General features: G+C 35.2%; 21 protein-coding genes and 1 pseudogene. 21 read left to right on the top strand and 1 reads right to left on the bottom strand.

The window, feature by feature from the left end:
• The first annotated feature begins 12 nt into the window (after positions 1 to 12).
• The 19 genes from noc (at position 13) to HDR40_RS03195 (ending at position 20697) form a co-directional block, all read left to right on the top strand.
• Complete coding sequence (gene noc / locus HDR40_RS03285) at positions 13 to 870, top strand: nucleoid occlusion protein (RefSeq protein ID WP_290626463.1); 858 nt, start codon at positions 13 to 15, stop codon at positions 868 to 870.
• Positions 871 to 877: 7 nt separating this feature from the next.
• A complete protein-coding gene (locus HDR40_RS03280) occupies positions 878 to 1651 on the top strand; it encodes an AAA family ATPase (protein WP_290626461.1) in 774 nt (257 codons plus the stop codon).
• Positions 1635 to 2516 carry a ParB/RepB/Spo0J family partition protein gene (locus HDR40_RS03275; RefSeq protein WP_290626460.1) on the top strand — a complete coding sequence of 294 codons (882 nt, stop codon included), beginning with the start codon at positions 1635 to 1637 and terminating at the stop codon, positions 2514 to 2516. Before HDR40_RS03280 ends, HDR40_RS03275 begins: the two co-directional genes overlap by 17 nt.
• A 22-nt stretch (positions 2517 to 2538) precedes the next feature.
• Positions 2539 to 2796 carry a DUF951 domain-containing protein gene (locus tag HDR40_RS03270; RefSeq protein WP_290626458.1) on the top strand — a complete coding sequence of 86 codons (258 nt, stop codon included), beginning with the start codon at positions 2539 to 2541 and terminating at the stop codon, positions 2794 to 2796.
• A 24-nt stretch (positions 2797 to 2820) separates the two neighbouring features.
• On the top strand, positions 2821 to 3921 hold the full coding sequence (gene ychF, locus HDR40_RS03265; RefSeq protein ID WP_290626457.1) for a redox-regulated ATPase YchF: 1101 nt from the start codon (positions 2821 to 2823) through the stop codon (positions 3919 to 3921).
• A 9-nt stretch (positions 3922 to 3930) separates the two neighbouring features.
• Positions 3931 to 4752 (top strand): DUF1129 domain-containing protein, encoded by an 822-nt coding sequence (locus HDR40_RS03260; RefSeq protein WP_290626455.1) that lies wholly within the window; start codon positions 3931 to 3933, stop codon positions 4750 to 4752.
• A 109-nt stretch (positions 4753 to 4861) separates the two neighbouring features.
• Positions 4862 to 6583, top strand: coding sequence for an ABC transporter ATP-binding protein (locus tag HDR40_RS03255; protein ID WP_290626453.1), 1722 nt, complete (start codon positions 4862 to 4864; stop codon positions 6581 to 6583).
• On the top strand, positions 6580 to 8445 hold the full coding sequence (locus HDR40_RS03250; protein ID WP_290626451.1) for an ABC transporter ATP-binding protein: 1866 nt from the start codon (positions 6580 to 6582) through the stop codon (positions 8443 to 8445). The genes HDR40_RS03255 and HDR40_RS03250 overlap by 4 nt, the downstream gene beginning before the upstream one ends.
• Positions 8446 to 8610: 165 nt before the next feature.
• Positions 8611 to 9297 carry a response regulator transcription factor gene (locus HDR40_RS03245; RefSeq protein WP_290626449.1) on the top strand — a complete coding sequence of 229 codons (687 nt, stop codon included), beginning with the start codon at positions 8611 to 8613 and terminating at the stop codon, positions 9295 to 9297.
• 9 nt (positions 9298 to 9306) lie between these two features.
• Complete coding sequence (locus tag HDR40_RS03240; protein WP_290626573.1) at positions 9307 to 10461, top strand: HAMP domain-containing sensor histidine kinase; 1155 nt, start codon at positions 9307 to 9309, stop codon at positions 10459 to 10461.
• A gap of 44 nt (positions 10462 to 10505) precedes the next feature.
• The gene (locus HDR40_RS03235) at positions 10506 to 12086 is read left to right on the top strand and encodes a UDP-N-acetylmuramoyl-L-alanyl-D-glutamate--2,6-diaminopimelate ligase (protein WP_290626446.1); all 1581 of its coding nucleotides are present in this window, start codon (positions 10506 to 10508) and stop codon (positions 12084 to 12086) included.
• 12 nt (positions 12087 to 12098) lie between these two features.
• The gene (locus tag HDR40_RS03230; protein WP_290626444.1) at positions 12099 to 12848 is read left to right on the top strand and encodes an amino acid racemase; all 750 of its coding nucleotides are present in this window, start codon (positions 12099 to 12101) and stop codon (positions 12846 to 12848) included.
• Between the two features lie 161 nt (positions 12849 to 13009).
• On the top strand, positions 13010 to 13765 hold the full coding sequence (locus tag HDR40_RS03225; protein ID WP_290626442.1) for a DeoR/GlpR family DNA-binding transcription regulator: 756 nt from the start codon (positions 13010 to 13012) through the stop codon (positions 13763 to 13765).
• Positions 13765 to 14679, top strand: a complete 915-nt coding sequence (pfkB, locus tag HDR40_RS03220) for a 1-phosphofructokinase (protein ID WP_290626441.1) — start codon at positions 13765 to 13767, stop codon at positions 14677 to 14679. Before HDR40_RS03225 ends, pfkB begins: the two co-directional genes overlap by 1 nt.
• A gap of 30 nt (positions 14680 to 14709) precedes the next feature.
• Positions 14710 to 16695 (top strand): fructose-specific PTS transporter subunit EIIC, encoded by a 1986-nt coding sequence (locus tag HDR40_RS03215; RefSeq protein WP_290626439.1) that lies wholly within the window; start codon positions 14710 to 14712, stop codon positions 16693 to 16695.
• An 87-nt stretch (positions 16696 to 16782) separates the two neighbouring features.
• Positions 16783 to 17571, top strand: coding sequence for an HAD family hydrolase (locus HDR40_RS03210; protein ID WP_290626437.1), 789 nt, complete (start codon positions 16783 to 16785; stop codon positions 17569 to 17571).
• 45 nt (positions 17572 to 17616) lie between these two features.
• Positions 17617 to 18273: an ATP-binding cassette domain-containing protein gene (locus HDR40_RS03205; protein ID WP_290626435.1), complete on the top strand. Its 657-nt coding sequence runs from the start codon at positions 17617 to 17619 to the stop codon at positions 18271 to 18273.
• On the top strand, positions 18273 to 19064 hold the full coding sequence (locus HDR40_RS03200) for a metal ABC transporter permease (protein ID WP_290626433.1): 792 nt from the start codon (positions 18273 to 18275) through the stop codon (positions 19062 to 19064). Before HDR40_RS03205 ends, HDR40_RS03200 begins: the two co-directional genes overlap by 1 nt.
• A 118-nt stretch (positions 19065 to 19182) precedes the next feature.
• Positions 19183 to 20697, top strand: coding sequence for an L-lactate permease (locus HDR40_RS03195; protein WP_290626432.1), 1515 nt, complete (start codon positions 19183 to 19185; stop codon positions 20695 to 20697).
• 41 nt (positions 20698 to 20738) lie between these two features.
• Here HDR40_RS03195 and pepF read toward each other — a convergent pair whose 3' ends face one another.
• Positions 20739 to 22538 carry an oligoendopeptidase F gene (gene pepF, locus HDR40_RS03190; RefSeq protein WP_290626571.1) on the bottom strand — a complete coding sequence of 600 codons (1800 nt, stop codon included), beginning with the start codon at positions 22536 to 22538 and terminating at the stop codon, positions 20739 to 20741.
• 112 nt (positions 22539 to 22650) lie between these two features.
• Between pepF and HDR40_RS03185 the strand changes: the two genes are divergently transcribed.
• Entirely contained in the window at positions 22651 to 23814 is a 1164-nt protein-coding gene (locus HDR40_RS03185; RefSeq protein WP_290626431.1) for an LCP family protein, read from the top strand.
• A gap of 145 nt (positions 23815 to 23959) precedes the next feature.
• Positions 23960 to 25537 (top strand): annotated as a pseudogene (locus HDR40_RS03180) (IS1182 family transposase); the annotation flags it as partial.
• Positions 25538 to 25654: the final 117 nt, after the last annotated feature.

The raw sequence follows: 25654 nt of genomic DNA, 5'->3' as shown, positions 1-25654 counted from the left end.
TGGAGGAAAATCATGGGATTATTCTTTGGTAGAAAAAATACTGTTCCTAAATATAAACAAATTCAAGAAATCGAGTTAGATAAAATTGTTCCTAATCCGTATCAACCTCGGCATACTTTTAGTGAAGAATCTATTGATGAATTAGCGCAAACCTTGCAAGAACAAGGCTTACTTCAACCAATTATTTTGCGAGAACATCATGGTGATGATGCCGAATATGAAATTATAGCAGGTGAACGTCGTTATCGTGCAGCTAAATCACTGGGATGGGATAAAATTTCGGCTATTGTTGAAGAAATGGACGATGAAAAAGTTGCTTCTTTAGCAGTTATTGAAAACTTACAAAGAGAAGATCTTAACCCAATTGATGAAGCTGAGGCATATGTTAAATTAATGGAAACTAATAATTTAACTCAAACTGAATTAGCTAAACAAGTAGGTAAAAGCCAATCTTATATTGCTAATAAGATTCGACTTTTGAAGTTGAATGATAAAGTACAACAATTTTTAATTGATGGTAGCCTTACCCAGCGTCATGGTCGTGCTTTGTTAACCTTGCCAGCTGACGAACAAGAACGTGCGGCTAAAATTATAATTGATGACGGTCTTAATGTTAAAAAGACTGAAGAAATGGTCAAGGATATTGATGGTTATCTGGCATCAAAAGATGACGCTAAGGAGCCAGTAAAAAAAGTTGTTAAGAAAGAAAAAGTTATAGTTAATACTAAGCCAACTAAAGACTTTAAAGTTCAGATTAACACCATTAAAAAAGCAATTAAGATGGCTAAGGATTCAGGTATGGACGTAAAATATACTGAAGATAAAGAGCAAGATTCGTATAAGATTACCATTGAAATGCTTAGAAAGTAGGGCAATAATGGTTCAAATTATTTCTGTTGCCAACCAAAAAGGTGGGGTGGGTAAAACAACCACAACTATCAATCTTGGTGCAAGTATTGCGCAACATGGTTATAAAGTATTACTTGTAGATATTGATCCGCAAGGAAATGCTACTTCTGGTTTAGGAGTGGAGAAATCTTCGGTAGATCAAGATATTTATAATGTTTTAATTGATGAAGTACCAATTTCTGAAACAATTCACCATACTTCAACTGAAGGATTAGATGTTGTTCCAGCAACCATTCAATTGGCTGGTGCGGAGATGGAATTAACTTCATTAATGGCGCGTGAAACGCGCTTAAAACAAGGAATTGATGAAGTAGGACAAGACTATGATTTTATTTTAATTGATTGTCCACCTTCTTTAGGACAACTGTCGATTAATGCTTTTACTGCATCAGATTCTATTTTGATTCCTGTGCAAAGTGAATACTATGCTATGGAAGGATTGAGTCAATTACTTAATACGATTAGATTAGTTCAAAAGCACTTTAATAAAGATTTAGATGTTGAAGGTGTACTTTTGACGATGCTTGATGCTCGTACTAATCTTGGAGCAGAAGTGGTAAGAGAAGTGCAGTCTTATTTTAGTAAAAAAGTTTATAAGACAATTATTCCAAGAATTACTAAACTGGCTGAAGCTCCAAGTTATGGTAAGCCAATTACTGAATATGCTCCTAAATCACGGGGAGCTAAAGTTTATGACGAACTAGCAAAAGAGGTACTGACAGCTCATGACAAAAAATTCTAATGAACCAAAGAAAAAAGGTTTAGGACGTGGACTTGAAGCTTTATTTGAAGAAAGTCCGCAAGTTCAAGAAGCTGAAGAAGTTAAAGAAATTTCTTTAGAAGATATTCGTCCTAATCCTTATCAACCGCGTAAAACTTTTGATGATAAAAGTTTGAAAGAACTTTCTGAATCTATTGTAGAAAATGGGGTCTTTCAACCAATTATCATTAGAAAATCAATCAATGGCTATGAAATTATAGCGGGTGAACGCCGTTTTCGAGCATCTAAGTTAGCTGGTAAGACTACTATCCCTGCAATTATCCGTCAATTTGATGAAGCGCAAATGATGGAAGTGGCGATATTAGAAAACTTACAAAGAGAAGATTTGACACCTCTTGAAGAAGCGCAGGCTTATGAAACTCTTCAGAAAAATTTAGGTTTAACTCAAGAGGAAGTTTCAAAGCGTTTAGGGAAATCTCGTCCCTATATTGCTAACTATTTACGCTTGTTGACTTTACCACAAAAGACTAAGAGATTGCTTCAGCATGGAGAACTATCTATGGGACAAGCTCGAACACTGTTAAGTTTAAAAAATAAAGATGGTATTGATAAATTAGCGAAAAAGGTAGTTAAGGATGGGATAACTGTTCGTAAGCTTGAATCTTTGGTCAATCGGATGAATGAAAAATCCCAAGATAGTAAGCCGAAAACAGTTAAGAAGTCTGCTTTTATTAGAGCAAGTGAGTCAGAATTAGCTAATAAATTTGGCACCGCCGTTAACATTACTGAAAATAAAAAGGGTAAGGGTCATCTAGCAATTAATTTTGGCTCGACTGATGAATTAAATCGTATTTTAGATTTATTAGGTGTAGATTTAGATAAGTAATATTTGATTGGAGGGATTTTTCATGTTTCATTTAGCGGATATAGTCCAAATGAAGAAACCTCATGCATGTGGTGAAAATAAATGGGAAATCTTGCGAATGGGTGCAGATATTCGAATCAAATGCATGGGATGTGGTCGGATGATTATGATGACTCGTGCAGATTTTAATAAAAGACTCAAGAAGGTCTTGCACACAGCAAATGATCCGGTGAATACTAAATTTGAATATTATGTACCTAAAGAAGATATTGCTATACCCCATTTTGATAAATTAAGTTAAAAGATAAAAAAGGAGAAAATTATAATGGCATTAACTGCTGGTATTGTTGGGTTACCAAATGTTGGTAAATCTACTTTGTTTAACGCAATCACTAAAGCTGGAGCTGAAATGGCTAATTATCCATTTGCTACCATTGAACCAAACGTTGGTATGGTTGAAGTTCCTGATGAACGTTTAGCTAGAATTCAAGAATTAATTCCTGCTAAAAAGATTGTTCATACTACTTTTGAATTTACTGATATTGCTGGATTGGTAAAAGGTGCTTCAAAAGGTGAAGGTCTTGGTAACAAGTTCTTGGAAAATATTCGTCAAACTGACGCAATTGTTCATGTAGTACGTGCATTTGATGATGACAATATAACTTCTGTAACTGGTAAAGTTGATCCAGAAGAAGATATTAATACAATTAATTTGGAATTAGCGATTGCAGATTTAGATGCAGTTAACCGTCGAATTGGCAAGGTACAAAAGATTGCCCAACAAGGCGATAAGGAAGCAAAGGCTGAAATGGCGGTATTGAATAAATTGAAGCCAGTTCTTGAAGAAGGTAAGGCAGCGCGTTCAATCGACTTTAATGATGATGAAAAGAAAATTGTTAAAGGTTTATTTTTACTTACTTCTAAGCCAGTTATTTATGTAGCTAATATTGCTGAAAGTTCCATGGCTGATCCGGAAAGTGATAAGTACTATCAAATCGTTAAAAAGCATGCTGAAAGTGAAAATGCAGAAGCATTAGGAATTTCTGCAGCAACTGAAGAAGAAATTGCATCAATGGATGAAGATGAAAGAAAAGAATTTTTAGAAATGGAAGGCGTAGAAGAATCTGGACTTGACCGTTTGATTAAAGCTGCTTACCATATTCTTGGCTTAAGAACTTTCTTTACTGCAGGTGGTCCTGAAACTCGTGCCTGGACTTTCCACGAAGGAATGAAGGCTCCTCAAGTTGCTGGTGTTATTCACTCTGACTTTGAACGAGGATTTATTCGTGCTGAAGTTGTTTCATTTAATGATTTAAACGAATTAGAAACATTGCAAAAAGTTAAAGAAGCTGGAAAACTCCGTCTTGAAGGTAAGGATTATGTCGTTCAAGATGGTGATATTATTGAATTTAGATTTAATGTTTAGGAGCTTCGAATGGATCCAAAAGATCAAAATAAAAATGAAACAAAGGAAAATTTAACTGCTGAAGATAAAAATGCAGCTAAAGTTGATGAACAACAAGCAAGCTTACAAAAGAAAAATAAGTTTGCACAAACAGAAGAAACCATCAAAAATACTAATCCTAAGGAACTTCGTAAAAAGTTAAGCAACAAAAATTCTGATTATGTTTTTCGTTTAGAAAAAGCAATGTTAAATAGTGAAAATGTAGCAATGGATCAAGTAGAACCAGCTATTGACTCAATTTTGCCTGAAATAGTTATTGCTCAATATAAGGGAATACCAGCAAGTACTCTGTATAAAAAATCACCTACAGAGAAAGCTAAAGAATTAGCCCATCCTAAAGCTAAACCAATTAAAACTAAGTTTTGGATGCAAGTAGTAGATAACTTGCTCTTATATTTAACTTTCTTCTTAGGTATGTTCGGAGTAGTTCAATTATTTATGCCTAAAAATAAGGCCACTCAAAGTGGAGAGATGGGTATTGTAACTTTGCTTTCTGTAGCTATTTTATTTGGTGTATTGATGGCTTACTACAATAACTTACTTGCCCGTGATAAAAGTGAACGTCCTCCAATGTGGAAAATGATTGGAATTGCTGCAATTGTCTTAATTGTCATTTTCTTATGGATTACTCTAACTAGCTTACCAGCCTTTAAACCATTTAACCCTGTAATTAATCCGTGGGTAGAAATTGTATTGGCTGTTATTGCTTTCGTTGGTCGCCGTTTCTTTAAACAAAAGTATCATGTAGTTGATCCATTAAAACAACGCGCTCAAAATCGAAGTCGTGATTAATTAGCTTATTTCACTTATAAGGATTAAAATAAATGTAGTATAATAATTAGACGCTTTGCGTCTTTTTATTTTTATTCATTTTTATGATAAGAAAGGGAGGGAAAATAATTTGATCAAGACCTTGAAAAAATCAATTCGACAATATAAAACATTGTCATTGATTTCACCACTACTGGTTGCGGGAGAAGTATTTATTGAAATGTTTATTCCGTATCTAGTAGGTCTATTGATTGACAATGGTATTATGAAAGGAAATATGGCCTATATTACAAAGTGGGGTCTTATTTTACTTGTTCTTACGATTGTTTCTTTAATATTAGGTGCAGGTGCTAGTTATGTTTCTGCACATGCAGCTGCTGGTTTTGCAGCTAACCTTCGTAAGGATATGTTTTACCATATCCAAGATTTCTCATTTGAAAATATTGATAAATTTTCAAGTGCCAGTTTGGTAACACGGTTAACTACTGATGTAACTAATATTCAAAATGCTTACCAAATGTTAATTAGAGTTGCAGTTCGTGCGCCATTAATGTTGATTGTTTCAATAGTAATGTCGTTTATCGTTAGTCCGAAATTAGCTTTGATTTTCGTTATTTTAGGACCAATCTTAGTTATTGCACTTTTCTTAATTGTTAGAAATGCTTACCCATATTTCCCTAAAATTTTTAAGGGATATGATAAGTTAAACCAAGTTGTTCGTGAAAATGTGCGTGGTATTCGCGAAGTTAAAACTTATGTTCGTGAAGAATCGCAAATTGAAAAAGCTGAAAATGCATCGGGCGTTATTTATAAGCTTTTCTCAACCGCTCAAAAAATTATGTCATTGAATTCTCCAATTATGATCGGGGTTTTAGATTTATCTATGCTTCTAATTTCTTGGTTTGGTGCTAAAGAAATTGTTGGTGGTAGTTTACAAACTGGTCAATTGGTTTCAATGTTCTCATATTCAAATTCTGTTTTATTCAGTTTGAATATTTTAGCAATGATTGTTACTCAATTAGTTATTTCTCAAGCTAGTGGTAACAGAATTGCGGATGTACTTAATGAAAAGCCAACTATCGAAGACCCAAGAAAGCCATTATATGATGTAACTAATGGTGATATTGTCTTTGATCATGTTACTTTTAAATACGATTCTGATGAAAAGCACCCAGCTTTGGATGATATTAATTTACACATTGCGCCTGGTGAAACAATTGGTATTATCGGTGAGACTGGTTCATCTAAGTCCACTCTTGTATCAATGATTCCACGACTTTATGATGCGACTAGTGGAGCTGTACGAGTAGCTGGCCATAATGTTAAATCTTATGACTTAAAGGCGTTACGTGATAAAGTTGCAGTTGTTTTACAAAATAATGTTTTGTTCTCAGGTACCATTAAAGAAAACCTTTTATGGGGTAATGAGGATGCATCTGATGAAGAAGTTGTTCAAGCAGCTAAGGTCGCACATGCCGATGGCTTTATTAGAGAATTGCCAGATGGTTATGACACAATGGTTGAACAAGGTGGTAATAACGTATCTGGTGGTCAAAAACAACGTTTGACCATTGCTCGTGCACTTTTGAAAAATCCTAAGATTTTAATTTTAGATGACTCAACTTCGGCTGTTGATACCACTACTGAGCGTGAAATTCGTGAAGCTTTACGTAAAGACATGCCTAAAACTACTAAGATTATTATTTCTCAAAGAATTGTTTCTATTAAGGATGCAGATCGAATTATTGTAATGAATCATGGTAAGATCGAAGATATTGGTACCCATGATGAATTAATGAAGAGTAACGAATTGTACCGTTCAATTGCTACTTTCCAAGAAGAAGGGAAGTGATAAACTTGGATCAAGCTACAACAAATTCTAAACCAAAAATTAACCATAAAAGAACTTTGGGCCGTTTGTTAAAACTTGTTTACAAAACTAGTCCAGTGATGTTTATCGTTTCAATGGTCAGCATTATTCTTAGCGCAGGAGCAACTGTTTATGGTTCATTGTTCATTGAACGATTGATTGACCAATATATCACTCCTTTGACTAAGCAAAGTAATCCTGACTTTACACCATTGTTGGATGCAATCTTAGTAATGGGTGGCATCTTTGCTATTGGTGCTTTAGCTAGCTATTTGTTTACTGTCTTAATGGCTGTTTTAGCCCAAAAAGTTCAATTTAATGTTAGAAATCATATGTTTGCACATATGGAATCACTTCCTGTTGCTTATTTTGACCAAAATAACTATGGAGATATCATGAGTCGTTATACTAATGATATTGATACCTTAATGCAAATGATTTCTCAATCCATTCCACAATTCTTAAACTCTTTCTTGAGTTTGTCTTTTGTTATTGTGGCAATGTTTACGTTAAGTTGGCAGCTTACTGTTTTTTCATTGATAGTATTCGCTCTTTCAATTGGAATAGTACGTTTTTTAACTGTTAAGTCTAGCTTTTACTTTAAAGTTCAGCAGAAAAAGCTTGGCCAAATTAATGGTTATGATGAAGAAATGCTTAATGGTTTAAAGGTTATTAAGGTTTTCTCACATGAGCAAGCAGCCAAAGATGGTTTTGATGACTTTAATGAAGAGTTGCGTATTGCATCTGGTAAAGCTAATACTTATGCAACTGTCTTGTTCCCAATTATGGGTAATATGGGTAACTTACTTTACGTATTAATTGCCTTCCTTGGTGGTGCAGCTGCAATTAATGGTTGGGCTCCACTAACTTTAGGTGCAATTGCTTCATTCTTGCAATTATCTAAGTCTTTTACACAACCAATTTCTCAAATTTCTCAACAATTGAACTCAATTGTGTTGGCTTTAGCTGGTGCTAACCGAATCTTTGAATTAACTGACGAACCTTCAGAAATTGATAACGGTGATGTTATCATGTCTGAAAATAAGAATGTTGAAAATTCTTGGTTCTGGGATGTCCCTGAAAAAGATGGAAGCATTAAAAAAGTTCCAATTAAGGGTCATATTGTTTTTGACCACGTAAACTTTTCTTATGTTCCCGGACATCAAATTTTGCATGATATTAATATTGATGCTAAGCCTGGTATGAAAGTTGCTTTGGTTGGTGAAACTGGTGCTGGTAAGACTACCATTTCAAATATGTTGAATCGGTTCTATGAAATTGAATCAGGTAAAATTACTTATGACGGTGTACCGATTGAAAATATCCATAAGGACGACTTACGTCACTCACTTTCTATCGTCCTTCAGGAAACGCACCTCTTCTCTGGAACGATTATGGATAATATTCGTTTTGGTAAGCCAAATGCTAGTGATGATGATGTTTATCAAGCTGCTCGTTTAGCCCATGCAGATGAATTTATTCATGAATTAGACGACGGTTACAATACTGTAATTGATGGTGATGGTGGTGATTTGTCACAAGGTCAAAAGCAATTGCTAAGTATTGCCCGGGCAATGATTGCTGATGAACCAGTAATGATTTTGGATGAGGCTACTTCAAGTATTGATACTCGTACTGAAAAAATGGTTCAAGCTGGGATGGATAATTTACTTGCGGGCCGAACTAGTTTTGTTATTGCCCACCGACTTTCAACTATTGTTAACTCTGATTTAATTTTAGTTCTTGATCATGGTCATATTATTGAACGTGGTAACCATGAAGAATTGCTTAAGCAAAAGGGTTACTATTACCAACTTTATACTGGTAAGAAAGAATTACAATAATAAATTAAAAAGCGCCTTAAGGCGCTTTTTTTGTCTGAATGATTTAAAATATAAAAAAATTTATTAATTTTTTTGTTAAAAACAGTGTTATTGCAAGCTATTTCAGCCATATTGAGTACAATAGTAATAATGAGTTAACCCAAATTAGAGAGGAATATATTTTTTATGAAAATCTTAGTTGTCGATGACGATAAAGAAATTGTTGAATTATTAAGTATCTATCTAAAAAATGAAGGTTATGAACCTGTTGCCGCTTATAGTGGTAAAGAAGCTTTAACTAAACTTTCTACTACCCCAGATATTGCCTGCATGATTTTAGATATTATGATGCCACAAATGACAGGGATTGAAGTAATCAAAGAAGTTAGAAAGGATTCTGAAATTCCTATTTTGGTAGTATCGGCTAAGACTAGCGATATGGATAAGATTCAAGGTTTGATCACTGGTGCTGATGATTACGTCGTTAAGCCATTTAACCCACTTGAGGTAATGGCTCGCGTTCGTTCTTTATTGCGTCGTAGTCAAAAAGAAGTTAAAGATGACAAGCCAGATATTTTAGAAGTTGGCCCATTAGTTATTAACAAAGATTCGCATGAAGTTAAGACAATTGATGGTACACCAATTCAATTAACTGCTTTAGAATTTGGAATTTTATATATGTTATCTAGTCATCCTAACCGTGTTTTTAGTGCGGAAGAAATTTTTGAGCGAGTATGGCAACAAGAATCTGTTGTTTCTGCTAAAACAGTTATGGTACATGTTTCTCACTTGCGTGATAAGATCCAAAAGGCAACTAATGGTGAGGAAGTTATTCAAACTGTTTGGGGCGTTGGCTATAAAGTAGAAGCATAATTTTTTATGATGAGAAAAGAAAAAGTAAAGCTAACTACGCGAGAAAAAAGTGAACTTTTTGGTGAAGGCGTTGTAACAGTCATTTTACTTTTATTGTTAAATTTATCAGTTGTAATTTTGATTAATTTAGCAGTGTTGAATAATCCACGTCTAGAAAATGGTATCTTCTTTTTAAAAAAGAATATTACTTTTGGAGGTGGTTATCATCTCTGGTCTTGGCAAAGACTATTTGTTATTTTTATGTTAATTGGGGATGCCATTATTATTTATTGGCGCTTGATGAGACGATATCATCAAATGCAGTTGAATCATGTCATTCATGAATTGCATTATATTGCCAATGGCCATTTTGAACATCGAATTACTTTTGCGGTAAGACCTGATTTGCAAAAGGTAGTAGAATCTATTAATGCGTTAGTTGATTCTACAGTAAGTGCGATGGAAGAAGAACGTCAGATTGAAAAATCAAAAGATGATTTAATTACGAATGTTTCTCATGATATTAGAACCCCGCTGACATCCATAATTGGTTATCTAGGGCTCTTAAAAAATGGTAAACCTAACACTGAAGACAGTAAAAAATATGTTGATATTGCCTACTTTAAAGCACTTCAGATGAAGTCGTTGGCAGATGATTTATTTGAATATACTAAATTAAAATCAACTAATAATAAGTTGAGTATTGCGCCGTTACATGTAAATTCAATGTTAGAACAAATTGCGGCTGGTTTTGAATTGGAAGCTGAAAAGAAAGATATTAAGCTAGAAACAGCTTGCCGACCAAAAGATTTGGTGATTGATGCGGATGCAAAAATGATCGTGCGGATGTTTAATAATTTGATTTCAAATGCCTTAAAGTATGGTCATGGAGCTAAGAAAATTGCTTTAATTGCTAATAAAGTAAATAATAATACGGTCGAATTGAGAGTTGAAAATGATGGTGAACCTATTCCAAAAGAATCGCTTAAGAAGATTTTTGAAAGATTCTATCGTGTGGAATCATCTCGTAATGTTAAAACAGGTGGAACTGGGTTGGGATTAGCTATTACTCAAAGTATTGTGGAATTACATAACGGAACAATTAGATGTGAATCAACGCCAGAGTTGACTAGTTTTATCATTCGCTTACCCTTGAGCAATACCTCAAACAAAGTAGTGAAATGATGTGCTATAATTAGGCTGAATTGATTTAAATTTGGGGAGAAACAATGAGCGAATCTAGCATTTCTTTAAATACTTGTATATTAATTTTGAAGGAACACCACTTGTTAAAATCAAGTGCTGTACAAGATACTGTTCCTACTAAGATGGATTATATTTCATATGATTCACGTGATATAAAAACTAATACATTATTCTTTTGTAAGGGAGCTGGTTTTAGACCAACGTATCTCTCAATGGCTAAGGATAATGGAGCCATTTGTTATGTAGCAGAGCAGCCAACACCAGAAGGAAAGGGAATGCACGCTTTAATTGTGCGCGATGTTTCTAAAGCAATGGCCTTGTTATCTGCTGCCTTCTTTGGTTTTCCGCAAGATGACTTGTATGTTGTGGCCTTCACTGGTACTAAGGGTAAGACTACTTCAGCATACTTTTTAAAGGGAATGCTTGATCAAGTTAATGGTGGTCGTACTGCCTTGATTTCTTCGGTTAATGATGTAGTAGGTCCGCGACCAGAAGATAGTTTTAAATCTAGTTTAACTACACCAGAATCCTTAGACTTATTCCGTGATATGCGCACAGCTGTTGATAACGGAATGACACATTTGGTCATGGAGGTATCCAGCCAAGCTTATAAGAAGAATCGTGTATTTGGTTTGACTTATGATTTGGGATTTTTCTTAAATATTTCTCCAGATCATATTGGGCCAAATGAACACCCTAACTTTGCGGATTACCTACATTGTAAATTGCAATTAATGGTAAATTCACGTAAATGTATTATCAACGCAATGACTGATCACTTTGATGAAGTATATGCCGCAGCAACTACGACAACTCAACCTGATAGTATCTACTTGTTTGCCAGAAATGACTTTGAAAATCCTAATTTAAAGGCACCGATTGATTTCCGCTTTGAATCTGTAGAAACCGATATGGCAGAAACTAAATTTAAGTTGTATTGTGCTACTGAAAAAGCTAAAAAGTTACCAATTGCTGGTGAATATACTTTACAAATGATTGGTGACTTTAATGAAATCAACGGAACTGCAGCTATTATTGGTGCGGGTCTTGCTGGTGAAAGTTACAAAGATATTGCCAAAGGTGTACGCCACGTTACTATTCCTGGTCGTATGGAGACGTTACCTTCAAAGGAACATGGTACGGTTGTTGTTGACTATGCACATAATAAGGCATCTATGATGGCTTTAATGGGCTTCATGCGTAAAGAATTTAATGATCCTAAAATTATTGTAGTTGTCGGTGCTCCTGGCGATAAGGGTGTATCTCGTCGTCCTGGTTTTAGTGAAAGTTTATCGGCTTACGCAGATAAAGCATTTTTAACTACTGATGATCCCGGATTTGAGGATCCAATGGATATTGCGCAAGAAATAGATGCTGGAATTGATCATGAAAAAGTTGATGTCACAATTGAATTAGACCGTGAAAAGGCAATTCATGATGCAATTGCAATGGCTGGTAAAAATGATATTGTTTTGATTTGTGGTAAGGGAGCAGATCCATACCAAAAAATTCGTGGTATTGATACTCCATATCCTACTGATATCCGTGTTGCAGAAAGTGTCATTCACGAGCTCGAAAAAAATAATAAAGATAAGAAAGATTAGTTAGGTAAAAATATGAAGCACTTTTTCTCAATTATTGGTGGTATGGGAACTATTGCCACTGAAAGTTATGTGCGTTTAATTAATCATCGTGTGAAAATTACTAAAGATCAAGATTATTTGAATTATATTTTGGTTAATGATGCCCAAGTTCCAGATCGAACAGCATTTATTAAAGATCATTCTAAGCCTAACTTTTTCTATGATTTAAAAGATGATGTTTTAGGTCAGGCTAAGTTAGAGCCGGATTTTATGTTGATGCCATGCAATACAGCACATTACTTTTATGATGATTTAGCAGCTTTAACTGACATTCCTTTCTTACATATGATGCGAATTGCAGTACATAATTTTATTGAAAATTATCCTAAAGAAGAAAAAATTGGTTTGATTGCAACTGAAGGATCAATTTATGATCATTTATATGCCGATGAATTAGAGCGTGTTGGTAAAAAGGCTGAACTTGGTGGCCCTGAAATCCAACCAATGGTTAACAAATTAATTTACGATAATATCAAGGAAAAAGGTATCGTTGATCATGATCTTTATCATAAGATTTTAAAAACGATGCATGATGAATATGGTTGTAATGTTATCTTGCTTGGGTGTACAGAATTATCTTTAGCGCAAGAAAAGGCTCCAGATCATCCATATAATGTCATTGATCCACAATCGATTATTGCGGATGTTTCAATTGAGTTGGCTTTGAAAATTAGAAATGGAATGGATCCTAAAGAAGCAACTGCTAAGTATATGTATAAATAATAACAAGGTCTCTAAGTGTAAGTACTTAGGGACTTTTTTTGTATTAGGGCTGGTTATTAAAAATAATGACTAAAAATGATTATTTTTGAAGAAAAATGACTAAAAAGTATTGATTTTGATGATGTAAGCGTTTATCATAGTTATTGAGGTGGTGAAAAGCTATGCTGACTGAAGAACGTCAACGGGTAATAACAGCCTATATTAATGACAATGATTTTTGTCGTGTAATAGAATTATGTAAATTGACTAATTCGTCAGAATCAACAATTCGTAGAGATTTGATTGATCTAGAGAAGCGTGGAGTTATTGTTCGTGTACATGGCGGTGCTAGGTCATTGCAGGACTATTCACGTGATGTTGAACAAGGTGTGCGTTTTAATCTTAATGTTGATAAAAAACGTGAGATTGTTGAGTATACAGTTAAACAACATGTTCATCCTGGAGAACATATTTTTCTAGATGCAGGAACTACAATTTATGAAATGGTTCCTTTTTTGAAAAAAATTAAAAATATTTATGTTGTGACTAATGGCATTGATATTGCTTTAGCATGTATTGAGGCTCACATCCCGACAAGATTAGTCGGCGGAGAAGCCAAGTTTGAAACTCACGCAATTGTGGGAAGTACAACTTTACAGGAGATGGACGGGATGAATTTTTCAACTGCGTTTATTGGTGCTAATGGCTTATCACAGGATGGAAAATTTACAACCCCAGATCCTGGTGAAGCTGCAATAAAGCAAGCTGGTGTTAAACAAGCTAAACAAGCATTTGTTTTGATGGATGACTCCAAAATCGGCGTTGCTAATTTTGCTAGCTTTGCAAATGTTGATGAAGTAACGCTCATCACCAATCAATTAGACAAAAGTAAAAAAGAATTTTTACCAAAAAATATCAAGCTTGAGGAGGCTAAATAATGATTTATACAGTTACGGTTAATCCGGCTTTGGATTATGTAATGCAACTACCACGAGTTAATGATGGTGAAGTTAATCGTTCAGAAGATACTCAATTTTTAGCTGGTGGTAAAGGAATCAATGTTTCACAAATTTTGAACCAATTAGCAGTTAATAATACTGCATGGGGATTTGTTGGTGGATTTACTGGTAAGGAACTTATTCGCCAATTAAACGTGAAGAATATTGTTAGTGACTTTGTTACTATCAGTGATGATACTCGTGTAAATGTTAAGATTCACGCACAAAAGGAAACTGAAATTAACGCAGCTGGTCCTAACATTGATAAGCAAGAAATTGCCGCATTTAAGGCTCGTTTGGATGACCTTAAAGAAGGAGATATTGTTGTTTTAAGTGGTAGTTTAGCTCCAAGTTTGCCAACTGATTTTTATAAACAATTATTGCCAACAATAAAAGAAGCTGGGGCAGAATTTGTAGTAGATACTACTGGTAAAGCTTTACTTGATACTTTGGAATATAAACCTTTAGTGATTAAGCCTAACCATCATGAATTAGCTGACTTGTTCCATACTAGTTTTACTAATACTAATGAAATGCTTGAAGCAGCTAAGAAGTTATTAGATATGGGTGCACAAAATGTCATGATTTCTATGGCTGGGGATGGTGCTTACTTAGTAACTAAGGACCACGTTTACCACGCAAGTGCTGCTAAGGGTATCGCAGTTAACTCTGTAGGTGCCGGTGACTCAATGATTGCTGGTTTCGTAGGTACTTACTACAAGACTAAGGATGTTGTTGAAGCATTAAAGGTTGGTTCTGCATGTGGTGGTGCGACTGCTTTTACTGAAGATATTGCGGTTAAGAGCCAAATTGAAGCAGTTTTACCTGACATTAAGGTTGAAGAAGTTAAATAATTAAATTTTTAAATATAGAAAGGAAAACTTATGAAGATTGAAGATCTCTTAAGTCCTGATTTAATGATTATGGACCTTAAGGCAACTAATAAAGAAGATGCCATCAAAGAAATGGCTAATCTTGAAGTTGCTCAAGGCGTAGTCAATAATGAAGAAGAATTCATTANATCTATCTGGGCACGTGAAAATGAATCTACTACTGGTATTGGTGATGGAATTGCTATGCCACACGCAAGAAATAAATACATTAATCGTGCTGCAGTTTTATTTGCCAAAAGTCCTAAGGGAATTGATTACAATTCATTAGATGGTCAACCAGTTCACTTATTCTTTATGATTACTGCTCCAGATGGTGCTGATAACACTCACTTACAAGCTTTAGCTAAGTTATCAAGTTTACTCATTAATCCAGATGTTGTAGCAGCATTAAAGGCAGCTACTAAGCCAGAAGAAGTTATTGATATCTTCAAGAAGGCCGAAGCAGAAAAGGATGCTCAAGATAAGGCTGATGCAGAAAAGAGAAAGGCTGAAGCTGCTAAGGCTGCTAGTCAACCTGCAAGTGAACAAAAACCATTAATTGTTGGGGTTACTGCATGTATCAATGGTATTGCCCACACTTACATGGCACAAGAAGCTTTAATTAAAGCTGGTAAGCAGCTTGGTGTTGATGTACGTATAGAAACTAATGGTTCTGAAGGTGTTAAGGATAAGTTAACTCCAGAAGAAATTAAGCGTGCTAAGGGTGTTATCATCGCTTCTGACAAAAAAGTTGATATGCCACGTTTTGATGGTAAAGAATTAGTTATGAAGCCAGTTGTTGATGGTATCAACAAGCCAAAAGAATTAATTGAAGATATTTTAGAAGATAAAGCACCTATTTACCACGCAGATGCTGCAGCTTCATCTTCTGATGATGCCGATAAAGAAAAACAAGGTGTTTGGGCATCTATCTACAAGAATTTAATGAGCGGTATCAGCCACATGCTTCCATTCGTTATTGGTGGTGGTATCTTAATGGCCATCTCCTTCATCGTAGAAAACTACATGGCTGGTGGTAGTAAGAATCCTGCATTTATTTTCTTAAACTCTGCTGGTAATTTAGCTTTTGCCTTCATGGTTCCAGTTTTATCAGCTTATATTGCTGAATCAATTGGTGATTTACCTGCTTTGATGCCTGGTTTTGTTGGTGGTTATATGGCCGCAATTGTTAACGGAACTAATGGTTTGCAAGTTAACGTTCAGAGCCATGCAACTTCTCCAGCTGGTTTCTTAGGTGGTATTGCTGCTGGTTTCATTGCTGGTTACTTGATGGTTGGTCTTAAGAAGTTATTTGCAAAGCTTCCTAGATCTATTGAAGGTATGAAGCCAATGCTTCTATACCCAATTTTAGGACTACTTTTGATTGCTTTGATTATGTACTTCATTATCAACCCAATCTTTAGTACTATCAATCTTGCTGTTACTCACTTCTTGAACAGTATGGGTACTGGTAACCTTGTAGTCTTAACTATGATTTTAGCTGGTATGATGTCAATTGATATGGGTGGACCTTTCAACAAGGCAGCTTATGTCTTTGCATCAGGTGCATTTGCTAATGATCCTCATTCAGCTACTGCTCAAGTTATGATGGCTGCTGTTATGGTTGGTGGTATGATTCCTCCATTTGCAACTGCTATTGGTACTACTTTCTTCAAGAACAAATACACAATGGAAGAAAGACGTGCTGGTGTTGCTAACTGGGTTTTAGGTTTCTCATTCATTACTGAAGGTGCTATTCCATTTGCCACAGCAGATCCAGGTCGTGTAATTCCATCATGTATCATTGGTTCAGCTGTAGGTGGTCTGTTAGTTGGTTTATGGCATATTCAAGTTCCTGCACCTCACGGTGGTCTTTGGGTATCCCCACTTTCCAACCATATCTTGCTTTACTTTGTAGCAACTATTGTTGGTTCTATCGTTGCTGGTTTAATTATGAGTTTCTGGAAGAAACCTGTTAGCGAAGACCCTAACGAATAATGTAAAATTAAAATTATGTCTAAAAGTACTACTGTTAAAAGTAGTACTTTTTTAGTATGGTAAGATAAGTAGTGCTGGAGGGACATTATGATTAAATTAATTGCTACTGACATGGATGGGACTTGGCTTAAAGATGATAAAACATATAATAAAAAATTATTTGCCAAGGCTTTTGAATTAATGCAAAAAAATAATATTAAATTTGTGATTGCCAGTGGTAATCAATATGAAAATATTTTTTCGCGTTTTCCCGATACACATGATCAAATGTATTTTGTGGCTGAAAATGGTGCCTTAGTAGCTCGTGGACGTCAAATTTTAAGAATTGACGATTTAGATGATGAGCTTTACCATACAATGCTTAAAATTGTTAAAGAATATGATTATCCAACTGCAGTTTGTGGTTTAAATAGTGCATATTTATTAAAAAAAGATGGACCAGAATGGTTTGAAGAAAATAAAAAATACTTCAAGAAGTTAAAAGTAGTTGACAGTTTTGATGAGATAAATGATCGTATTTTTAAGGTGAGCATGGTAACTGGTAAAGAAGATATGCAACAGGTGCTTACACAATTACGTGAAAAATATCCCTATATTGGTTTTGTTTCTGGTTCTGAAGATACAATTGATATGGCAGCTCCTAGAATAAATAAAGCTCTAGGCCTACAGCATTTAGGTCAAAAACTTGGAATTAAACCTGGTGAAATGGTTACTTTTGGCGATAGCGGTAATGATGTTGGGATGCTTAAATATGCGGGGCAAAGTTTTGCAATGTCGACGGCTCTTCCTGAAGCAAAAAGAGCAGCTCATGAGATTATTGGTTCTAGTGAAGATTCAAGTGTACAAAAGAAAATTATTGACCTACTGAGCAATTAAGTGATATACTTGCCCGTTAACAAAAAGTAAGAAAGGATGTGCAAAATGTCTGATATATTAACTGTTAAAGATTTATCTATGCGTTTTGAAGATAAAACTATTTTCTCTGATGTAAATTTCTCTTTAGAAAAGGGATCAACTACAGCTCTATTAGGAGCTAATGGGACTGGTAAAACTACAATTATTAGAATTCTCATGGGAATGTTGCAACCTACTAGTGGAAAGATTAACTTTGCCTCTGGAACTAAAATTGGATATGTTCCTCAATTTAGAAATATCGATGATGATTACCCTCTTTCAATTCGAGCCTTTGTTGAATTAAACACACCTTTATTTAAAACTTCTAAGGTAAAAGAAAGAGTTAATCATATTTTAAAAGAAACTAATTTAACTGAAATTCAAAATACAAGAATGGGGGAAGCTTCTGGAGGTCAAAAACAAAGGGCTTACTTGGCTCAAGCATTAATTGATCAACCTGATTTTATTATTTTGGATGAAGCAACTGCTAGTTTAGACCCCATGGCTAAAGTAGAATTAATGGAATTAATTGATCACTTGAATGAAAAGCACCATATGACTGTTTTATTTACAACTCATGATATTCCTTTAGCACGTAAATATATGAAAGACTACTTGCTATTTGAAGATAAGACTTTAATTGGCGGTAAGATTGATGATTTATCTGGAGAGGTGGAGAGTTAATGTTCGCTTATGATTTTATGCGATATGCTTTTTTAGCTAGTACATTTATTGCGATTACCTGTGGTGTGGTTGGAGTGTACGTTGTAGCACGTAGCTACAGTTTTTTGGCTCATACTTTATCAGAAATCGGTTTTGCCGGTGGTGCATTTGCAGCATTTTTAGGGTGGCAGCCATTATGGGGAATGCTTCTTTTTACACTACTGGGTTCACTCGGAGTAGGTGGACTTTCCTTGCGTACTGATCAAAAAGAATCTGCCATTTCATCAATTTCTGCCTTATTTATTGGATTAGGTGTTTTATTTTTGGCAATTTCTGGTGAGAATAGTCGTTATGCTACCAGTATCTTGTTTGGTAGTATCATTGGAGTAGATCGCCAAGGCGTTATTCAAATGGTGATTTTATCACTTATTGTTTTAGTTTTAATTTTTTCTGTTTTAAAAGGATTAAATTATGACTCCTTTGATCATATTGGTGCGGTGAGTCACCATATGAATACTGGATTGATTTCGGTAATCTTCTTACTTACTTTGGCAATGGCTGTAGCAATTGGTTCGCAAGTTGTAGGATCTTTATTAGTATTTATTTTACTTACTTTACCAGCTTCTACTGCGCGGTACTTAGGGCGTACAGTGCCTGCAATGCTTGGCTGGTCAGTTGGGATTGCTCTTGTTGGTGTGTGGGCCGGTTTAGTCATCGGCTATTATACTAATTTGCCAGTCACATTTTTTATTTCAATGATTGAAGTAGTGATTTATTTAACAGCTTACTTTGTTCATCGTATTAGAAAATAGATTTTACCGCTAGGAAACTAGCGGTATTTTTATGTCTATTTCCTAGGTAATAATTTTATTATTTATTAAAAAAACGATAAAATAAATATATGACTTTATTTTGAGGGAGCAGAGAAAAATGTGGCTTAAATTTGGCATTGCGCTGATTCCAATTCTTTGGTTGATTATTTCCCTGGGAATTGTGAGAATGCCAGCAGCGCGTGCATGTACAATTGGTTTATTATTGACTGTTATTTTAGCAATAGTTAGTTTTAAGATGTCGGTTGTCAATGCCCTGACTGGTGCTTTAGAGGGTATTGTGATGGGTATTTGGCCTATCATGTTCGTAATTGTAGCAGCTTTATTTGCGTATGAAATTACAACTGCATCTGGGAGTATGAATACGATTGAGCATATGCTATCGTCGATTACAACTGATAAAAGAATCTTAGTGTTAATTATTGCTTGGGGCTTTGGAGGTTTCTTGGAATCAATTGCTGGTTTTGGGACAGCAGTAGCGATTTGTGCGGGAATTTTAATCGCGCTTGGTCTTGATCCAATTCAGGCATCTGTTATTTGTTTAGTTTCAAATAGTACTGCTACAGCATTTGGTGCAATAGGATTGCCAACTTTAACATTAGGTGAGGTGACTAACTTAAATTCAACTCCATTGGCTTATATGGTTACTTTACAATTGGTAGTTTTAGTAGTCTTAGTACCATTTATTTTGGTTATTTTGACTGGGAAGAGTATCAAAGCAGTAAAGGGAATTGGTCTCATTACTTTGATGTCTGGATTATCGATGGCAATTATTCAAGTAATTGTGGCTAAGTTTACCGGAGCTGAGTTACCTGCCTTAGTTGGTTCAATTGTTTCAATTGCAGTAACTGTTTGGTTAACAAAAATTAAGCAAAAGGGACATGAAGAAACTAAGTCAATGCCAAGTGTGAGCGAAATGATTAAAGCATGCTCTCCATTTATTTTAGTGTTTGTATTTGTCTTGCTTGCCTCGTCTCTATGTCCACCAATTAGTAATTTTTTATCGAGTGTGACTACTAATTTAACTATCTATACTGGTAAGAATCCTAATAATGTACCAATTAATTGGCTTTCCTCACCAGGTACGTTGATTTTACTTGCTGGTTTTATTGGTGGAGGAATTCAAGGACTCACTTTAAAAGAAATGGTTCATATCCTTGGACAAACTATCCGAGGAGTGGGAAAGACAACAGTAACTGTGTGTGCAATTGTTGGTCTGGCTAAGGTTATGGTTTATGCAGGAATGACTGAGGCACTAGCCGTAGCTTTAGTAGCTTTGATGGGGCCGGTATATCCATTAATTGCTCCATTAATTGGTGCTTTAGGGACTTTCTTAACAGGTTCTGCTACATCAGCTAATGTATTGTTTGGTAATTTACAATTGTCAGCAGCTCAAACTTTAGGAGTAAATCAGTATTGGATTGTCGCCTCTAATATGACTGGTGCTACTGCTGGGATGCTTTCTCCACAAAATATTGCCGTTGCAACAGGCGCAATTAATAAAGAAGGATATGAAGGCGCAATTTTAAAGGAAACTGTTAAATGGGGAAGCTTATACTTAGTAGTTGCTTGTGTATTTTTATATGCAGTAGGGTTTCTTACTAAAATGTTGTAAAAAGAAAAAACGTATTCACTTAAGAATACGTTTTTTTATACTTAAAACTTGCCAATTAAGCTTTCAAATTCATTTAAACGTTTTTCAAAGGTAGTAAATGCGTTTTCTAAATAATCTGGTTTTGTCATATCAACGCCAGCCCGCTTCATAATTTCAACTGGGTAGTCTGATGAGCCTGCCTTTAAAAATTCAATGTAAGCCTCTTTTTGGGCATCTGTGCCATGGACAATATTATTAGAAAGAGCAGTTGCTGCGGCAAAGCCGGTTGCATATTGATATACATAGAAATTGTAGTAAAAGTGAGGGATGCGAGACCATTCCATATCAATATCACCACCAGGTTCAACGCTATCACCGTAGTAACGTTGATTTAACTTACCATAGAAGGTATCTAAAATCTCTGCAGTAAGTGGCTGCCCTTGAGCATCGGCTTCATGGATAAACTGTTCAAATTCAGCAAATTGCGTTTGACGGAATAAAGTTCCTTTAAACGAATCAAGGTAGTGATTTAAAATAAATGCCCGGGTCTTAGGATCAGTAATATGGTCTAGGAAATATTCAGTTAAAATATTTTCATTAGTAGTGGAGGCAATTTCTGCTACAAAGATTGGGTAATTACCATAAACATATGGTTGAGTATTTCGAGTATACCAGGAATGAACTGAATGGCCAGTTTCGTGAACAAGAGTGTAAAGATTATCAACATCGTCTTGCCAGTTGAGAAGTTCATATGGATCAGTGTCATAGCTTCCGCCAGAGTAAGCGCCTGTCACTTTACCTTTTGATTCAACAACATCGATTACTCGATTATTGAAGATATAGTCAACATGTTTCAAGTAATCTTGTCCAAGTGGAGCTAGAGCTTTTTTGGCTTCTGCTTTAGCTTGTTCAAAATTGCAAGAAAGTGAAGGCTTACCAGTCAATGGTACATACATATCAAACATTTGCAGATCTTGAAGACCAAGAATTTTTTTACGTAAATCAACATAACGATGAAGGAGATCAAGATGTTTATTAACTTGTTTAATTAAAGTATCGTATACAATAGTGGGGACGCCATTAGCACTTAATGCGGCTGCTCGTGCTGAGTCATATTTATGAACGCGGGCATTGTAATTATGAGCTTTAACTTCTCCGGCAAGAGTTGATGCTAAAGTGTTTTCAAATTGTGCATAAGAGTCGTATAAGGTATGAAAAGCATTTTCTCTGACATTACGATCTTGTGATTGAATTAAAAGAGAGAAAAGTCCATCAGAGAGTTGAACCATTTCGCCATTTTCATCTTGAGTAAAACCGTATTCCATATCTGAATTAGTTAAAACATTAAAAGTATTAGCCGATACGCCCATAGCATCACTGGCATCAGCGACAAGCTTTTCTTGGTCAGCATTTAAAGTATGAGGACGTTTACTAGTTATCATATCTATTCGATGGCTATATTCAGCAAGACGCGGTTCATCTTTTTTAAATTGTTCTAATTTTTCTGGTGAAATACTTAGAATCTCTGGGTCAACAAAGGCAGCTGCAGCACTCATTTGAGTAGCAAGATTTTGCACTTTGGCTACATAACCTAAATAGTGACTGTTACTTGTATCAACATCACTGGACATTGTTGCATAAACATAAGTTTTCTCTAGGCGACGTTCTACTTCAAGTATTTCACTTACACCTTCATATAAGTTTTTCCCTGATTTAACGAGGGTGCCTTTTAATCGGGTAAGATCTTGAATATCATTTGCGACATTATCATATTCGTGTTCCCAAGCTTCATCAGTAGGGAATATGCGGGTTAAATCCCACGTAAGATCTTCATTAACTTCATTTCTATTTGGAATCATGATATTTCCTCCTTAAAATTGTGTTAAGACTAATTATAATGCACCCGAAGACCCTTGCGAAAATATAAATTTTTCTTAATAATTAGTATATTGAACAAAAGGGGCAAAAGTGACAATGGATCCACGAAAATCAAAAAAGAAAAATAAAAAGCTAAAACGTAATGGCTTTTTTGCAGCAGAAGAAGCCAAACTAAAAAAATATAATGGTTTTTCCAGAATATGTGGTCTGGTTGTGATTCTATTAGTAGGTTTTGGAGTAGCCTATTTTGCCAGAATGTATTTTGCAGCAATGTCATCTGCTCAGCAAGCTTATCAGGGGAGTCAAAATACATCAACTGCGATTTCTCAAAGAAAACCAGTATCTATTCTATTATTAGGTGTTGACCAGGGGATAGAAGGTCGGCATGACAAAGGAAACTCTGACACAATGATTTTGCTAACTCTTAATCCCCAAAAGCAGTCTGCCACTATGACATCAATTCCGCGAGATTTATTGGTTGATGTTAAAGGAGATGGTTCCAATGGTGGGAAATACTTTATGTTTAGGGTAAATTCAGCCTACCAAGTAGGTGGTAGTAAGGCATCAGCTGCAACGGTCAAGAGTTTGTTAAATGTACCGATAGATTATACTATGGAAGTTCAAATGGATGCTTTATCTAAATTAGTTGATGCTCTTGGTGGTGTTGATGTAAAGGTGCCATTTAGTTTTAGTTATGACTGGTGTGATTTCCATAAGGGAATGCAACATTTGAATGGGCGCCACGCTCTAGCATATTCACGTATGCGTAAAGATGATCCAAAGGGTGATTATGGCCGTCAAATGCGTCAAAGACAGATTATTCAGGCAATTGTTAAAAAGGGTATGAATATTAAGTCAATCGATAATTATCGTAAAATTTTGAAAATTTTCTCAAAATATGTAAGAACTAATTTAACATTTAATGACATGATGAGTATTGCTTTACACTACCGTAGTAGTGCAAATAATATTAAGAGTGGATATATTCAAGGTCATGATGCCTGGATTGGGGATGCTTCTATGCAAGTTGCTTCCACTAAAGAATTACAAAAAATCTCTAACTTAGTCAGAACTAATTTAGGTTTGAAAAAAGAAAAACTTAATAACGAAGAAACTCGTCAAAATAGTTTACAAAAAAATATTAAGTGGTCTGATCCAGATGCCTTTAAGAATTATATTGTCTATGATAAAAATTCGGATACTATTCCTTATACCAATAGTGCTTACGGTGACTCATCTTCTTCAAGTAGTAGTAATTAAAACAAAAGTGTCTGGGAAAAAACTAGATACTTAAAATAGAAAATCCGTTAGAACTTGTTTGTTCTAACGGATTTTTTCTATACATTATCTTCCAGCCTTGATATTATTAAATCACCACAAAATAAAAACAAGAAGGTGGAATTTCATGTATCAAAATTATATCACAGGTCAAACTACTTTGACACTCAACTTAGATTTCTCTATTCCTAATAATCATTTAGCCAGAGTAATCAGCGATTTCGTTGATACCATACCTGATGGAGTCATATTAGACGATGACAAAGCAAAGACTGGTAGACCAGGCTATCATCCAGCTATGATGTTAAAGATTCTGCTCTTTGCTTACTCCAGACATGTTTTCTCTGGTAGAAAGATTGAGAGGATGTTAGAAGAAAATCTACCAATGATGGTGATTGCTCAAGGTCAACACATCTCCTATCACACGATCAATAATTTTAGATCTAGTGAGCATGCCAATCGCTTGATCAGAAAGAGTTTCATCTACTTTACTCATCTTTTACAAGAAGAAGGACTACTTAGAGAAGGCTCTTTGTTCATCGATGGCACTAAGATAGAAGCTGATGCCAACAAGTATACTTTCGTTTGGAAGAAAGCTATAGAAAAGTATCATGCCAAACTGCAATTAGATGCTCTCAAGCTTTATGAAGACTTGGTTCAAGAAAAAGTGACTAAAGCTATCACTGAAGAAGAGGCCATGACCAGTAAAGGTATGACGATGATAGCTAAAGAAGTCAATAAAGAAATCGAGCAACTCGATCAAGAAATAAAAGCTGAACCCACAGTTATTCCCGGTGGCTCAACTAAAAAACAGAGAAGACGTAAATTAAAGAAGCATCTACATAAGCTGAATAAAGATTACGTACCACGAGCAAGAAAATATGAGCAGGCCAAACAGATCTTAGGTGAACGCAATAGTTTTTCTAAAACCGATCATGACGCAACCTTTATGCATATGAAAGAAGATCATATGAGAAATGGGCAGCTCAAGCCAGGCTATAACATTCAAGCAGCTACTAGCAATCAGTATGTTATCGACTTTGCTTTATACCATAATCCAACAGATTTTAGAACTCTTGAACCCTTCTTGAGACAAATGAAGTCTAGAAAACTACTGAATAAATTTGATAATATCATTGCCGATGCTGGATATGGTAGCGAGTACAACTATTCAATGCTGGAAGACAAGTACGAAGATAAAAAGTATTTTATTCCGTATACCTTGTATGAGAAAGAACAGACACGCAAGTACAAGAACGATCCTAAGAAATTAAGCAACTGGTACTACAACGAAAAGGACGATTACTACATTGATTGGCAAGGCGTTCGCTTTAATTTCAAAGGATATCGCAAGCGTAAAAACAGAATTACCGGTCTGGTATCCGATCTTAAGATTTACGAAGCAGACGAATTCCAGCTGACCGAAGAACAAACTCGATTGGCTAAAACCAAGAGCGGTCGTCAACGACAAGTTCAATACAATCCAAGCTGGCAATATTTTAAAGAAAAAGCAAAAGAAACTCTTCGAAGCGAGGAAGGCAAACACATCTATGGCATGAGAAAAACAGATGTCGAGCCAATTTTTGGTCATATGAAGAGCATATTTGGCATGCGCAGAACACACCTAAGAGGCAAAAAGAAAGTAGAAACAGACGTTGGATTGATGTTCATGATGATGAACTTAAGCAAATATTGGAACAGAAGAGTCCTAAAAGGGACTATTTTAACAAAAAGAAGACACAAAAATAGAGCAAGATTTCTAAAAATAGAATTCTTGCTCTTATTTTTTAGTCTAGGAAGCTAGTTTTTTCCCAGACTCTTT

This window comes from Lactobacillus sp., from assembly GCF_014803895.1.
This window is presented reverse-complemented; position numbering and strand designations above follow the sequence as displayed.